Origin of the sequence: Streptomyces sp. SD31, from assembly GCF_052068475.1 — a bacterium.
Classification (GTDB): domain Bacteria; phylum Actinomycetota; class Actinomycetes; order Streptomycetales; family Streptomycetaceae; genus Streptomyces.
The window spans coordinates 23,548-38,089 of sequence record NZ_JBQHCX010000022.1; the positions used below are offsets into that span (position 1 = coordinate 23,548).

The 14,542-nt window shown below is 69.8% G+C and carries 15 protein-coding genes; 4 read left to right on the top strand and 11 right to left on the bottom strand.

Annotated features, from left to right (window positions below):
* The first annotated feature begins 71 nt into the window (after positions 1 to 71).
* Positions 72 to 647, top strand: a complete 576-nt coding sequence (locus ACTMVF_RS36825) for a TetR/AcrR family transcriptional regulator (RefSeq protein ID WP_441275424.1) — start codon at positions 72 to 74, stop codon at positions 645 to 647.
* A gap of 530 nt (positions 648 to 1,177) precedes the next feature.
* Here ACTMVF_RS36825 and ACTMVF_RS36830 read toward each other — a convergent pair.
* The 10 genes from ACTMVF_RS36830 to ACTMVF_RS36875 form a co-directional block, all read right to left on the bottom strand.
* On the bottom strand, positions 1,178 to 2,017 hold the full coding sequence (locus tag ACTMVF_RS36830) for a class III extradiol dioxygenase subunit beta (RefSeq protein WP_441275570.1): 840 nt from the start codon (positions 2,015 to 2,017) through the stop codon (positions 1,178 to 1,180).
* Position 2,018: 1 nt separating this feature from the next.
* Positions 2,019 to 2,375, bottom strand: coding sequence for a protocatechuate 4,5-dioxygenase subunit alpha (gene ligA, locus ACTMVF_RS36835; RefSeq protein WP_441275425.1), 357 nt, complete (start codon positions 2,373 to 2,375; stop codon positions 2,019 to 2,021).
* A 32-nt stretch (positions 2,376 to 2,407) separates the two neighbouring features.
* A complete protein-coding gene (locus ACTMVF_RS36840; protein ID WP_441275426.1) occupies positions 2,408 to 3,160 on the bottom strand; it encodes an SDR family NAD(P)-dependent oxidoreductase in 753 nt (250 codons plus the stop codon).
* On the bottom strand, positions 3,157 to 3,438 hold the full coding sequence (locus ACTMVF_RS36845; RefSeq protein WP_441275427.1) for a muconolactone Delta-isomerase family protein: 282 nt from the start codon (positions 3,436 to 3,438) through the stop codon (positions 3,157 to 3,159). Before ACTMVF_RS36845 ends, ACTMVF_RS36840 begins: the two co-directional genes overlap by 4 nt.
* Positions 3,439 to 3,456: 18 nt before the next feature.
* Positions 3,457 to 4,173, bottom strand: coding sequence for an alpha/beta fold hydrolase (locus ACTMVF_RS36850; RefSeq protein WP_441275428.1), 717 nt, complete (start codon positions 4,171 to 4,173; stop codon positions 3,457 to 3,459).
* A complete protein-coding gene (locus ACTMVF_RS36855; protein WP_441275429.1) occupies positions 4,170 to 5,228 on the bottom strand; it encodes a Rieske 2Fe-2S domain-containing protein in 1,059 nt (352 codons plus the stop codon). The genes ACTMVF_RS36850 and ACTMVF_RS36855 overlap by 4 nt, the downstream gene beginning before the upstream one ends.
* 121 nt (positions 5,229 to 5,349) lie before the next feature.
* Positions 5,350 to 6,387 (bottom strand): PDR/VanB family oxidoreductase, encoded by a 1,038-nt coding sequence (locus tag ACTMVF_RS36860; RefSeq protein ID WP_441275430.1) that lies wholly within the window; start codon positions 6,385 to 6,387, stop codon positions 5,350 to 5,352.
* Positions 6,388 to 6,529: 142 nt separating this feature from the next.
* Complete coding sequence (locus ACTMVF_RS36865) at positions 6,530 to 6,868, bottom strand: hypothetical protein (RefSeq protein WP_441275431.1); 339 nt, start codon at positions 6,866 to 6,868, stop codon at positions 6,530 to 6,532.
* Positions 6,865 to 7,614 (bottom strand): PIG-L deacetylase family protein, encoded by a 750-nt coding sequence (locus tag ACTMVF_RS36870; protein ID WP_441275432.1) that lies wholly within the window; start codon positions 7,612 to 7,614, stop codon positions 6,865 to 6,867. Before ACTMVF_RS36870 ends, ACTMVF_RS36865 begins: the two co-directional genes overlap by 4 nt.
* Before the next feature lie 461 nt (positions 7,615 to 8,075).
* Positions 8,076 to 9,716 carry an AMP-binding protein gene (locus ACTMVF_RS36875; RefSeq protein ID WP_441275433.1) on the bottom strand — a complete coding sequence of 547 codons (1,641 nt, stop codon included), beginning with the start codon at positions 9,714 to 9,716 and terminating at the stop codon, positions 8,076 to 8,078.
* Positions 9,717 to 10,087: 371 nt separating this feature from the next.
* On the opposite strand from ACTMVF_RS36875, the gene ACTMVF_RS36880 reads away from it, so the two are divergent.
* The 3 genes from ACTMVF_RS36880 to ACTMVF_RS36890 all read left to right on the top strand — a co-directional run bounded on the left by ACTMVF_RS36880 (position 10,088) and on the right by ACTMVF_RS36890 (position 13,430).
* Positions 10,088 to 11,743, top strand: a complete 1,656-nt coding sequence (locus ACTMVF_RS36880) for an ATP-binding protein (RefSeq protein ID WP_441275434.1) — start codon at positions 10,088 to 10,090, stop codon at positions 11,741 to 11,743.
* 17 nt (positions 11,744 to 11,760) lie between these two features.
* Entirely contained in the window at positions 11,761 to 12,378 is a 618-nt protein-coding gene (locus ACTMVF_RS36885; protein WP_441275435.1) for a response regulator, read from the top strand.
* A gap of 140 nt (positions 12,379 to 12,518) precedes the next feature.
* Entirely contained in the window at positions 12,519 to 13,430 is a 912-nt protein-coding gene (locus tag ACTMVF_RS36890; protein WP_441275436.1) for an SDR family NAD(P)-dependent oxidoreductase, read from the top strand.
* 53 nt (positions 13,431 to 13,483) lie between these two features.
* Here ACTMVF_RS36890 and ACTMVF_RS36895 read toward each other — a convergent pair whose 3' ends face one another.
* Positions 13,484 to 14,275, bottom strand: coding sequence for an IclR family transcriptional regulator domain-containing protein (locus ACTMVF_RS36895; protein WP_441275437.1), 792 nt, complete (start codon positions 14,273 to 14,275; stop codon positions 13,484 to 13,486).
* Between the last annotated feature and the right edge of the window lie 267 nt (positions 14,276 to 14,542).

Here is a 14,542-nt window from a genome sequence, read left to right on the forward strand (position 1 = left end):
AAGCGGAGGTGCCTCCGTTTGCTTGAACTTTAAACGGAGGGTCCTCCGGTTGTCCAGAAGGAAGGAAAGCTGTGACCAGCACCACACGTGGACTGCGTGCCGACGCGAGACGCAACCGGGAACGCCTGCTCGAAGTCGCGGGGCGCGCGTTCTCCGAGGTCGGCACGGACGCGTCCCTCGAGGCCATCGCGAAGGACGCCGGCGTGGGCATCGGCACGCTCTACCGGCACTTCCCCACCCGCGAGGCCCTGCTCGAGGCCGTCTACCGCAACGAACTCGCCCGGGTCTGCGACAGCGCCACGGAACTGCTCGCAAAGCTCCCTCCCGACCAGGCCATGCGGCAGTGGATGGACCTGTTCATCGACTACCTGGCCACCAAGCAGGGCATGGGCGACGCGCTGAAGGCAGTCATCGCCTCCGGCGACGAGGATCCGTTCGCCGAAAGTCTGGAACGGATCAGCACCGCCATCAGCACCCTGCTGCACGCCGGGGCCGAAGTGGGAGTCCTGCGCTCGGACGTGGACCCCCTGGACGTCGGCTTCAGCCTCGGCGGTGTTCTGCTGATCACCAGCGACAAAGGGCTGCGCGACCGCGCGGGCCGCATGCTCGACCTCCTGCTCGACGGGCTCCGCTACCGCTCCGGCTGACGCGCCCCGGTGCGAAGGATGTCCAGGACAGGCCTTGTCGCGCGGCACACGCGTGCCGGGAGCGGTAGGGCCGTCGGGCTCCGTTCGGTCGCGAGACCCACACCGGAGGAAACCCGGCCCGCGGTCCACGCCGGACCGGGTCACACGCGTCTTCCGCCACAGCGCCGAGCGACCTGCGTTCTTCCCTCGTCGGAAGGGGCTCGGCGTGCGCTCCCGCAGGGGCGGAACCGACTCCGGACGCGTCCGACAGCGCACCAACCACTCAGGAAACGGCGAACCGGAGAACACCGAGCGGCTGGGCGTACACAGCAAGCACCGCGAGATCGCCTCCATGGACGCGGGGGCAGTTGCCCATCGTCGTGAACCGCGCCGGTCATCCACGAGGCCGTCGTCACGCCGCCGTTCGGGGCTCCGACCAGCGGATCGAGCGTCATGTCGATCACGCCGGGCGAAACCCCGAGCAGTGGATCCAGCACCCTGTCGCTCCCACGTCACCAGCGTCGGCGTCGGCCGGTCGGGACTGCGGTGAATCACCGGCTCAGGTTCTCGAACAACACCATGCCGGCCGCCGTGTTGGACGCGGGTACGTGGTAAGTCTCGTGCACACGTCGGATCCGTGGCCCCAACGCACCGCGCATGATCAGCCACATGATGAGCTCGATGCCCTCGGAGCCGGCCTCGCGGATGTACTCCTCGCGCGTCAGTGCGGCGAGCTTCTCCGGCTCGTGCTCGATCGCGTCGAGGAACATCCGGTCGAAGTCCTGGTTGATCAGTCCCGCGCGGGCGCCCGCGAGTTGGTGGGACATGCCGCCCGTACCGAAGACGGCGACCTTGAGGTCCTCGGGGAAGGACCGGATCGCCTCGCCGAGCGCGCGGCCGAGGGCCAGGCACCGTGCGGCGGTCGGCTGCGGGTACTGGATGACGTTCACCAGGAGGGGCACCACCGCGCAGGGCCAGCGTTCGCCGGGATCGGGGCAGTACACCGACAGGGGAACGGTCAGGCCGTGGTCGACGTCGAGTTCCTGATAGACGGTGAGGTCGAAGGAGGCGTCGATCAGGCTGTTGACGAGGTGGTCGGAGAACTCGGGAGCGCCCGTGACCGCGGGCACCGGGCGGCTGCCCCATCCCTCGTCCGCCACCCGGTACGACTCCGCCGTTCCGAGCGCGAAGGTCGGCGTGACGCTCATGTCCACGGCGTTGGCGTGGTCGTTGTAGACGACGACCGCGACGTCAGGGGTGTGCCGGGTCATCCACTCCCGCGCGGGCGTGTACCCGTCGAACAGCGGCTTCCAGTACGGGTCTTCGGTCTTCCCGTGGTCCATGGCCGCACCGATCGACGGCACGTGCGAGGTGGCCAGACCCCATATCACCTCAGCCAAAGCTCCGCCCTCCCGCTTTCAGCGCCTGCGCGAACTCCTCGGTGGTCATGCCGGTGAACACCCCGCCGAGGTACTGCATGGATCTCTGGTCGACCATGGCGAGCTTGAAGACGTAGAAGATGGAACCGCCCAGCTCCATCATCCGGTTCCAGTCCCGTCGCAGGACGGCGTCCCGCTGCTGGACCGTGAGTCCGTACGTCTCGCAGTACGCCGCTTCGTCGGCTTTGAACTTCTCCCGGTTCTCGGCCTCCTTGAGGGACCCGCAGAGCCGGTTGAGGGCCCGGGCGCGGCGGCTTTCCGCGGCGTCGAAGACGTAGGTGCCGGGGACCTGGGGCGTGGTACTGGACATGCCGTTCCTCTCCTCTCCCGTGTTGTTGCCGGTCAGTGCAGGAGTCCGCCGCCGTCGCAGACGAGTGTCTGGCCGGTGACCATGGCCGCGTCGGGGGACGCGAGATAGGAGACGAGTCCCGCGAAGTGCTCCGGGGTGACGAACTCCTTGATCGCCTGTTGGCTCATGGTCGCGGCGAACACCTCGTCGTCGGAGTGCGCCCGGGTGCCCGGAGTGGCCACCTGCGCGGGTGCCACCGCGTTGACGGTGATCCGGTGCTCGCCCAGTTCGCGGGCCATCACCCGGGTCATGCCGATGAGTGCGCCCTTGCTGGCCACGTAGGCGATCTGGCCCGGCGCTCCCGTGAAGAAGGTGCGGGACGCGACATTGATCACCCGCCCGCGGTGTGGGCTGCCGCGCAGCCAGGGCACGCACGCCTGCACCATGAGCAGCGGGCCGACGGCGTTGACGGCGAAGAAGCGGTGCAGTTCCTCCGGGGTCGTCTCCAGCAGTGGTGCCCGGCCGGAGAGCAATCCCGCGTTGTTGACGAGTACGTCGATCCGGCCACCGCCGTACGTTTCGGCGATCTCGGTCACGGCCTGGCGGGTCGCGGCCGGATCCGTGACGTCGCAACGCCAGGCCCGGACACCCGGAGTCGGTTCCGTGTCGTCGGGCTCGGCGATGTCGAGGGCGGCGACCGTGAATCCGTCCGCGGCCAGTCTGCGGGCGACGGCGAGCCCCAGGCCGCCGGCGGCGCCCGTGACCACCGCGACCCGTGGCCTCCGGCCGTCGGGGCCGGCGGTCACGGCGCCTTCTCCTGCGGATGGGTGGCGAGCGCCTCGACGGTGATGTCCATCCACTTCCACATCGGAAGGGAGACCAGCGCGTCGTGCAGCTCCGCCGGATCGGCCGCCTCGTACAGGCCTATGGTCGCGTTGCGGCCCGGGACCCGCCACAGCCGCTTGAGGATTCCCGACTCCCTGAGCTGCAGGGCCCGTTCGCGCTCGCCCTTGCGCAGGGCTTCGCGTACGTCGTCAGGCGTGTCCGGGGGCAGCGTGTTCTCGGTACGGACGAGGAATTCCATGGGGCGTTCCTTCACGGGTCAGGCTGCCGCGATCTCCAGCAGCAGTTCGGCCAGTCGGCCCGGGGCGGTGACCATGGCCTCGTGGCCGGTGGCGATCTCGTGGACCGGCCAGCCACGGGCGGCGGCACGTTCGGCGTGCGGGGTGAACACCCGCATCCAGTCGGTGCACTCGATGAAGGCGCCGGGTACCTGGTCGGCCTTCCCGGTGAGACGGAGGGGTTCGGTGTAGGTCAGCCAGGGGTGTGGGGTCAGCCGGGGGCCGAGCCAGTCCAGGTCCGACTGTTCCTCGACACCCAGCACACTCAGCGAGCGCACCGGGATGAGCCAGCCGAAGCCGGGGCCGGCCACGGACTCCCGGTAGTGCCCGGCGATGCGTTCGGGAAGGAGGTCGATCGCCGCCTCTTTGTCGTCGCCGACGAAGGCGTCGAGGTGCACGCGCTGGGCCAGCCGGTCGGGGATCCGGTCCGCGACCCCGGTGACGACCTGGCCGGCGTAGCTGTGCCCGACGAGGACGACGTCCCGGGCGTCATGGGCCTCGATCAGCGACACGACGTCCTGGATGTGGGTGCTGAGCCCGACCTGCGGGCTGAGCAGATGGGCACGGTCGCTCACCCCGGTCAGCGTGGGGGAGTGCACTTCGTGCCCGGCCGCACGCAGCAGCGGTGTGACGTGCTGCCATACCCATCCGCCGTGCCAGGCTCCGTGGAGCAGTACGAAGACACGGCGGCCGCTCATACGGACGCCCTGCTGTGAGGGATGCGGGCGTCCTGCTGTGCGCGCTGTTCACGGGCGAGCATCTTCGCCACCGCACGGCGTCCGCGGAGTGCGGCGAGGTCGGACTTGATGCTGGACTCGGCGGTGCCGCCCGGATCGGTGGCGTACATGATCTCCTGCGCCTCCAGGGCGTCGACGTCCTCCTGCATCACGGCGAGTTGCTGCTCGTGCTGGAACTTCGTGAGCTCCTGGTCGTCGATGAGGTAGTCGCGGCCCAGTGCGTAGAAGTCGTGCGTCTCGTTGCCGCGCCCCGGTGTCATCCCGTAGAGCACCTTCATGTGGAAGCCGTCCGGCTCCTCGGTGCCGGTGGCCGCGACGCGGATGTTGAGGACGAAGATGCCCGGCGGGTAGAAGTCGCCGTCCTGCCAACGGTCCACAGGAGAGGTCAGCCCGCAGGACTTCTCGTAGAACGGAGGGGCCTCGATGCCGATCATGCGTCGGCTGAAGCCGACCCGGTCGCCGTCCACGGTCACGTCGATCGGGGTCGCGGCGACGGCGGCGTTGCCGATGCTCGTCGGATGCAGGAACGTCTCATGGGTGAGGTCGAGCAGGTTCTCCAGGAGCAGCATGTGCCGTGCCTTCAGCGGGACGACGCCGTGCACATGGGTCCAGCTCGGGTCGGTCAGCCACGAGGTGTCGGGCAGCAGGCTCTCGTCGGCCAGTTCGGGGTCTCCGGGCCAGATCCATATGGCACCGTCCCGCTCGACCAGGGGAAACCGGCGCAGTGCCGCCTTGGGCCGGTCGGCCTGCTCGGCGACCCCGACGCACACGCCCTGGCCGTCGAAGCGGTAGCCGTGGTAGTCGCACTGGAGAGTGCCGTCGTCGTCGAGATGGCCCAGGGACAGCGGGTACTTGCGGTGGGGGCAGCGGTCCTCGACGGCCGTGACGGTCTGGTCGGGCAGCCGGTAGAAGCAGACGGGGATGTCCGTGATCCAGCGCTGCTTGAGTGTTCGGCCGATCTCGTCGGACCAGGCTCCCAGGTACCAGCCGTTGCGCACATGCTGTGTCAATGTCATCGCGGGTCCTTTCTTCGGCGTCGGCCGTCCGGCTCGGGCGTGTGCCGGGTCGGTGATGGGTACTGAGGTGTACCGGTCCGCTTGCGACCGACAGGGCGCTGTCCGGACCGAGTCGGGGGTGTCAGAGATCCAGGACGAGGCGTCCGCCGCGCGCCCGGGAGACGCAGATCAGCATCGTGTCGTTCGCGGCGCGCTCGTCCTCGGTGAGCAGTGAGTCGCGGTGGTCGACCTCGCCCTCCAGGACGGAGGTCTCGCACGAGCCGCAGATGCCTTCCTCGCACGAGGTCAGGACAGGGACGCCCGCCTGCTCCACGGCCTTGAGGACCGACAGGCCGGGCGGCACGGTCACTGTGGTCCCGGACGCCCGCAGTTCCACCTCGATCGGCTGCTCGGCCGTGTCGTCGGCGGGCTGTCGGACGGCCGCCGCGGCGAACCGCTCGATGTTCAGCGCACCGGTCGGCCAGTCGGCGCAGTGCGCTTCGACCGCGTCGATGAGCCCTGCGGGGCCGCAGCAGTACACCAGGGTGGACGGGTCGGGATCACCGAGGAAGCCGGCGAGGTCGAGCAGTCCGTGCTTGTCCTGCGGCCGCACTGTCACGCGCTCGCCGTGGCCCTCCAGTTCGGGCAGGAACGCCATGGAGGAGCGTGTGCGGCCACCGTAGAGCAGGGACCACTCGGCCATGGCGGCATCGGCCTCGGCGATCATCGGGAGCAAGGGGGTGATGCCGATGCCGCCGCCGACGAACAGGTATCGGGTGGCGGGCCGCAGCGGGAAGTTGTTGCGCGGGCCGCGCACCCGAAGTTCGCCGCCCGCCTCGACGTGGTCGTGGATCCACTGCGATCCGCCGCGCCCGTCGGGCTCCCGGAGCACCGCGACACGCCAGTGAGCCGTGTCTCCCACCGGGCCGCACAGCGAGTACTGCCGGGTGGCGCCCGTGGGCAGGACGACGTCGATGTGCGCGCCCGGCTGCCAGACCGGCAGCGGTTCGCCCGAGCTCGCCGCGAGCTCCAGCGACACGACGTCGTCCGCCACCGCATGCCGGGCCAGCACCGTGACGGTGCCTTCGAACTCGGTGCCGCGCCGGGTCCCGGTCGGCGTTCCGGCCGCGGCGGAACCGAGAGGGTGCGTGTCCGGGGCGGTGGCTGATGGGCTCGTCACGTTCGTCATCTCCTCGGTACGGTCGGCAGGGCGGGCCGCCCGGTGTCGGTGGCGGCACGATCGACGCTAGCCATCGCAGGATGCCCAGGTCATCGCTCGAATGACCGGACCGGGGCGGCGTATGGTCGTGGCCCGGACTACGTCATCCGTCGCGCGGGCCGGGCATGTCGTCGGCCCTGCCTGCCTGCGGGGCCTGGTCGAGGTGGATCCGCACCTGGCGGTCGTCCTCGTTCCAGAGGGCTTCCACGACGGCGTGCAGCCGTTCGACGTCGGTGCGCCACATCACTACGCCGTAACGGTCGTCGCGTGTGAGTGCGTCCTCGGGGACGGCCTCGGCCAACAGACTCCGGGGGTCGTACGTTCTGGCCGTTCCGTGCACCCTGTCGGTTTCGTCCGTGAACTGCACGTACAGGGACGTGTCGAGGAAGGGAACCCAGACGTGTGTGGCCTCGCGGGCACCCGTCGCGTTGTGCGCCGTCATGCCAGGACATCCGTCGTTTGCGGGTAGAGCCGCACGTACGCCTCTGCCATGGTTCCGTGCGCGAGGCCGAGGTTGGGGCCGGCGTTGCGCTTCAGCTGGACGCCGCGCCGCTTGGCGAGGTCGGTGTAGTAGTCCCACATGTGCTGCTGGGCGGCCAGGCACTCCATGGCCTTGCGTTTCTTGTCGAAGACGGGGGTGATGTCCAGCAGGACGTTCGGCTTGAAGTCGCACTGCTCCGGCTGGTGCGGCTCGAAGAAGAACACCGGGGGAGCGCCGAGCGGTTCACCGGGCGCGTCGTAACCGACCGCCTGGGCGAGCACGCGTGCCTGGAGCGCCATGCGGGCGGCGGCCGGATGGTCGCCGTTGTAGGGGTCCGTGAGGGTGTGGGTGAGGACGACCGCGGGATCCACCTCCCGGTACACGCGCACGACGCGGTCCACCAACTCCTGGGTCTCCAGCAGCGGGTAGTCCCCGGCGTCCAGGAACTCGATCTCCGCACCCAGCGCGGCCGCGGCGTTCGTGGCCTCGGTGCGGCGGAGTTCCTTGATCTCGTCCAGGCGCAGGCCGTCCCGCCAGGCACGGGCGGACTCGCCGCGCTCGCCGAAGCTCAGGCACAGCACCTTCGCGCGCTGACCGCGTTCGGCGGCCAGGGCAATGGCGCCGCCGGCCCGCCAGACGAAGTCGCCCGCGTGCGCACTGATCACCAGCAGCGCGCCTTCGGACGTAGTGGAGGCGTCGTGGCTCATCAGGACTCCCTGGGTCGAGTGGGGTGGGTGGGTGAGCAGAGGGAAAGGCACGTGGGCCCCGGATGTGGGCCGGAGACGGCCGGGATCGCTGTCGGCGTGCCGGGGCGGAGAACTCGGATGCCGGCCGAACTCCCATGCCTTCGCACGGACTTGACCGATGTTGCGACGCCGCAGCCGCCGTACGGGACCATGTGGCCGGTGTGGTGGAGGCACCGCGGACGCTCGAAGCCCGACAGGAACGCGCGAGCTGAGCCCGGCCGTGGCAGCAGACCACGGCGGACCCGCGGCACCCCCAGTGCCTTCCGCCTTCCGGGAGCGGGAACGAGGCCCTTCCGTCCATCGGGTCGGGACCGAGGCCGTACGCCTCCTGCGGACCGAAGCTGCCGCTGGAACGCCGCGTGGACCGCCGTACGAGCCGCGCGGCGGCGTGATGGTCGGCCATGGCTGCTCGCACCCGACTGTCACACTCTGTCGCCCGCGTCGGACTCCTGGACGGTCTTCTTGGCCCAGGCGACTTCGAGCTTGCCGGTGGGCGTTCGGGGCAGGACGTCCGTCAGGACCACGGAGCGCGGCACCTTGTAGCCGGCGAGGCTCTGCCGAGCCCAGTCGCGCAGCTCCTCCCCGGTGACGGTCGTGTCCGCCCGGACCGCCACGACGGCGGCGACCCGCTCGCCCCAGGTCTCGTCAGGGACGCCGACGACGACACAGTCGGTCACACCGGGGTGGGAGAGCAGGGCATTCTCCACTTCCTGCGGGTGCACCTTCTCGCCGCCCGTGTTGATCACGCCCGAGCCGCGTCCGAGGAACCGGATCGCGCCGTCGGCCTCAAGACGGGCGAGGTCACCGGGGATGGCGTACCGGACTCCGTCGATGGTGCGGAACGTCGTCGCGCTCTTCTCGGTGTCCTTGTAGTAACCGAGCGGCATGGGCCCGCAGTAGGCGAGCTTCCCGACGTCGTCACTGCCGGGTTCGACGAACCGGTCGTTGTCGCCGATAACCCTCGTCGCGGGCACGGGGAAGAATCGGGCGGGCAGGTCTCTGAGGGAGGAGGTGATCGCGAAGGCGAAAGGTCCCCCTTCGCTCGACGCGATGGCATCGATGACCGTGATCTCGGCTCGCTCGTGCAGTCGCCGCTTGAGTACGTCGCTGAGAGCCGTGCCGGAGCTGAGGACCCTGCGCACGGAGCCCAGAGCGTGCGGCGTCCCCGCCTGCTCCGCCCGCACGAGCTCGTCGACGAGCGGTCGGCACACGGCATTGCCCGCGACGATGACCGTCGCGACCCGCTGCTCGGCGATCGTGCGCCAGACGTGCTCCGGGTCGAGCCCGCCCTGCCGCGCGGTGACCGCCCTGCCGCCCACCATCAAAGCGCCCATGGTGTTGAACAGTCCGGTGGCGTGCATCAGCGGCACGACGGGCATCGTGGTCGGCGCGCTGCCTTCGCGGTGTGCCTCGACCGCGATGGCCACGGCCTCGTCGAGCGTCGCCGGCAGCTCGGTGACACCGAGCGGATGGAAGATCGGGACCACCAGGGAGTGCAGCAGATCGCTCTGTCGCCACACCACGCCCTTCGGCTTGCCGGTGGTCCCGCCGGTGTACATGAAGAGCCGGTCGGATCCGGGGCGTGGCTGCGGCTTACGCGGTTCATGCGCCGCCAGCAGTTCTTCCAGCTCGGGTACGACAGGCCCGGCCGGGCCGTCGGCAGGCTCAGCGCCGTCCCTCACGAGCAGCTTCAGCGTGCTCACATGGTCGGCGGCATGCGTGACCCGGGCGGCCAGGGCGCCGCTGAAGACGACCACTGCCGCGTCGGCGTCGGTCAGGAGTTCGGAGAGCTCCTCGCCGGTGTAGCGGTAGTTGGCGTTCACCGGTACGGCACCGAGCTTGAAGGCGGCGAAGACCGTCTCCAGGTAGGTGGCGCCGTTGTACAGGTAGCAGGCCACGGTGTCGCCCTCGCCGACCCCGGCCTCTTCCATCGCGGTGGCCAGCCGTGACGCCCGCTCGTCGAACTCACGGTAAGTGATCTCGCGCCCGGGCTCCGTGATGGCGATGGCATGGGGCAGCGCATGGCACACCGCCTCCCAGATCGTGCCGATGGACACGTCCACGTCTCGGACCTCCTCGTCCTCTATGGCTCGCGCGGACCACATGATCGAGCAGGCCGCTCGTGCGGCCCCGTGGACCCTTGGGGGGAGTAACGGTCCACGGGGCGCTCTTCCAACCTAGGCAGCCGCCCTCAGCAGGGGGAACGCGAGCATTGACTGAACCTGATCGGCGCTTCGTCCCGCCGATGAACAGGTCGAATGACGTAGGACCGCCCGGAATCCGCCGGGCTACGATGCTGTGACCGGCCCCGAGTCGGCTTCGTCCCCAGGCCGACCGACGCCTGCCGCGGAGGCACCCGGTTCCACGCCGCGTCCGCCTGGCACAGCGGGCTTCCGGGCAGGTTCATCGTTCGTCGACCATGAGGAGATCGGTCATGTCCGCGTCGCCGCTCGTGGGGTGGGACGACATCGCCGCCGCCGCGCCGGACGGCCTCGCCGTTCTGGACTGCGTGGGCCGCTTCGTACGGCTGAACCCGGCGGCCGCCGCGCTGCTCGAGGCGGACTCGGAGGGTGAGCTGATCGGTGGGCCGTCCCCGTTCACGCCGGCGGAGGGGGTCGGCGCATGCCGGGCCGGGCTGCTGGAAGCTCGATCGGATGAGCAGGTGGCCCACTGGGAGCCCGCATCCGGACCCCGTCGCGAGTTCGCCTACCGGACCCGCAGTCTGCCGACCGACCCGAAGTTCACGGTGGTGTCGTTCCGCGACGTCACCGACGAATGGCATCGGCAGCGCAGGATCGCGGCGATCGCCAGGACGTCGATCGCACTGGCCTCGGAGGGCTCGCTCGGCTCGACACTGGACGCCGTGGCGCAGCAGATCGTCCAAGCGGACGGCCTGGCCGGCGTGCAGATCCTCACCCTCGACAGCACCGGCCGAGAACTGAGGCTGATGGGTTCCGCGGGGCTGCGGCACTGGGACGGGTTCCTCGACCGTCTCCTGGAGTGCCGTGACCGGGGCGCCCGGCTGTGCATGCTGGACACCCTGAAGGAGCGCAAGCCGATCGTCGTGCCGCACCGATGGGCCCAGATCCTCGAAGACCCCGCCTGGGAACCGCTGCATGCGTACCTCGGGGAGCTGAACTGGGACTCTTTCGTCAGTGTGCCGCTGATGGCGCGCGGCCGCCCCGAAGGGGTGCTGAACGCCTACTTCGCCCCCGGCCAGAAGATCGGCAGCCGGACACTGGAGTTCCTCGCCGCCATGGCGGAACAGGCCGCCCTCGCCGTCGACCACGCCACCCTGCTCCAGACGGAGCGTGAGGGTGCCCGCCGCAACGAGCGTCAGCGCCTCGCCCGCGACCTGCACGACTCGATCGTTCAGCAGGTGTTCTCCATCGGGATGCAGGCCAACGCCGTGGGAGTGCTGGGTGCGCGGGGCGAAGCGGTTTCCGCGGTGGCGGTCCGGAACTTCGCCGACGAAGTCGGGTCCCTGTCGCGGACCGTCCTCGCCGATCTCCGGGCCATGGTGCACGAACTCCGTCCGTCCGCCTCCCTCCGGCTCGGGCTGGAGGACGCGGTGACCACGCTCGTCAAGAGCACCGAGAACCGGACGGGTCTCAGCATCGGGCTGGAGTGCGGGCAGGAAGTGGACGCGGTCGAACCCGAACTGGCCGAGGACATGTACCGGATCGTCGCCGAGGCCATCCACAACGTGGTCAAGCATGCGGAGGCCACCGCCGTCACCATTCGTCTCGGCATACGCGACCACACACTGACCGCCGTGATCCGCGATGACGGCTGCGGATTCGCGGACTCCGGCGGACGACGGGACGCGCCGGACAGCGAAGGGGGCCGAAGGACCGGTCCCCACCGGCACCACGGCTATGGACTGACGACCATGCGCGAAAGGGCGGAGCGATGGGGCGGCACCATGAGGATCAGATCCGGCGCGAAGAGCGGCACGACCGTACGGGTCGTCGTACCCCTTCCGGTACGAGTGCCCCAGGCGCCGCCCACGGAGTCGGAGTACGGCCGGAACGCTCCGTCGGCAGTCCCGCTCACGGAGACGGAGCACTCCGCCCGGTCCGGGTCCTGATCGTCGACGACCACGCCGTGGTACGCCGCGGAATCCGCGCCTACCTCGAGGTCCTGGACGACATGGAGGTGGCTGCGGAGGCCGCGGACGGCCAGGAGGCGCTCACCAGGCTGGACGCGATGGCCGCGCACCGGGAACTGCCGGACGTGGTGCTGATCGACCTGCTCATGCCCAGGATGGACGGGGCCACGGCGATCGGAGCGATCAAGCAGCGTCATCCCGGTGTCCGGGTCGTGGTGCTCACCAGCTTCGGCGAGATGGAACGCGTCCACGCGGCGCTCGCCCAGGGAGCCGCCGGCTACCTGCTCAAGGACGCCGAAGCGGGTGAGGTGGTGGCCGCGATCCGCGCGGCCGCCCGGGGCGAGGTCTTCCTCGACCCCGCGGTGGCCAGGGGGCTCACCCAGGAGATCGTTTCGCCACCGACCGGGCTCGCCTCGCTCACCGGCCGGGAACGCGATGTCCTCGTCCTGGTCGCCGAGGGCCGGTCGAACCAGCAGATCGCCGACGAGCTGGTGATCAGCGAGCGCACCGCCCGCACCCACGTGAGCAACGTCCTGCGCAAACTCCGGCTCACCTCCCGGACCCAGGCCGCGCTGCTCGCGGTACGGCAAGGGCTGGTGCCCCCGAAGAGCTGACCGCTCCGCCGACCGCGACGGATGTCCCGGACCGGACGGGACACAGGTCGGCCACAGGTGCCGTCATCAGCGGGATCCTCACGGGCCCCGGCGTTCCTACGCTCAAAAGGACGCCGTATCGACCAGCTCAGGAGGACATCATGCTCGACGGCAAAGCCGCCATTGTCACAGGTGCGGGCCGAGGCCTGGGACGTGCCTACGCCCGTGCCATGGCGGCGGCGGGTGCCTCCGTCGTCGTGAACGACCTGGACGCCGACGTGGCCAAGGAGACGGTCGGTCTGATCACGGACGCGGGCGGAGCAGCTGTCGCGCATGTCGGGGCGGTCGGCGGTTCCGAGTTCGCCGACGAGCTGGTGCGGCGCGCGGTCGACGAGTTCGGCCGGCTCGATGTGATGGTCACCAACGCCGGTGCGCTGCGTGACAGGACCCTGCGCAACACCACCGACGACGACTTCGACGTCGTCGTCAACAGCCATCTGCGCGGTACGTTCACCTGCGGCCGCGCGGCGGCGGCCCACTTCCGGGAACAGGGCGAGGGCGGTCGGCTCATCCTGGTGGGATCGCCGGCGGGGCAGCGCGCCAGCTTCGGCCAGACCGCGTACTCGGCCTCCAAGGGCGCGATCGTCGCGATGACCCGCACCTGGGCGCTCGAACTCGCGAAGATCGATGTCACCGTCAACGCCATCGTGCCCACCGCGCTGACCCGCATGGTGGCGACCATGCCCCGGGTCGGTGACCTCGTGGCGAAGGTCGACGCGGGGGAGTCCGTTCCCGACGCCCTTCGGCGACAGGGGCTGGGATCGCCGGACGACGTGGCACCGGTCATCGTGTATCTGGCGTCGAAGGAGTCGGCCCACATCACCGGACAGGCCATCGCGGCGGGGGGCGACCGGATCGCTCTGTGGACGCACCCCGGTGAGGTCGAGGAGCGGTTCCGGCAGGACGGCTGGACCGCCGGATCGGTCGCGGAACTCTTCTCCGGCACCTATGCGGACCGGCTTCAGGACTTCAGGCCCACGCCCCTCGATCTGGCGGCCTTCGAGGAGGCGTGACGCGCACGCGGCCCCTCGACGGCCCTCAGGTCCGTGCAGTGGGCAGTGGCTCCTCAGGCTTGCGGCACCGCGGCGACGCGGGCGAAATCCGCGCTGATGTCTCCCGCCGTCTGCAACAGCGATGGCAGATGCTCCTCGACAAGTCGCTCGACCGATGTCTCGGCCGCGTGACAGTTGACATTGAGCGCCGCGATGACCTGGCCGGAGCCGTCACGCAACGGGGCCGCGACCGACCGGATACCGGGCGCCAACTGCTGGTCCGTCAGCGCCCATCCCCGTGCTCGCACCTCGCGCAGGACCGCGTCGCGTTCGTCGGGGCTCGGCTGCCAGCACGGCGTCAGCCCCGAGCGTGAGGGTTCGGCGAGCACCTTTTCCAGCTCATCGGCCGGCAGTGCCGCCAGCAGTACCTTTCCCAGGGAGGTCTGCAGTGCCGGAAACCGCGTTCCGATCTGCACCGACAGGGTCACGAGCTTGGGGACAGCCACCCGGGCCACGTAGATGATGTCCGATCCGTCCAGCTGAGCCACGGAGCACGACTCGCCGGTTCGCTCCACCAGGCGCTCCATATGCGGCCGCGCGATGTCCCACAGACCCATGGAGCGTACGTAGGCGACCCCGAGTTCGAGCACCCTGGGGGTCAGCGCGAACCCCGCCTCACACGAGCGGACATAGCCCAGTTCCTCCAGGGTCAGCAGAATCCTGCGGGCGGTCGGCCTGGCGAGCCCGGTGGCGCCGGCGACCTGAGCCAGTGACATCTGTGGCTGCCCGGGCGGAAACGCGGCAATGACCTCGAGCCCTCTGGCCAATGCCTCGATGAAATCCGGTCCTGTTCCCTGGCGTGGCACGCGACTCCTCGGCTGCGGTCGAGCTATGGGTTCCCGCAGTCAGCCTAACGCCTGTCCGTACTGCGGACATGAGTTCAAGCGGGACTTCCCAGCGAAGGGGTTGACACCGGAAGGGTCCGAAGTGACGCTGACCCAAAGCTGTCCGCCAGGCGGATGATTGTCCGACAGGCGTCATCGCCCCTTCCTTCTCGCGCTTCCTGGTCATCGACGTCCTGCACGCCGAGAGGCGGGGAACGGCGCAGAAGCACGGAACGGTGGGGCAAACCT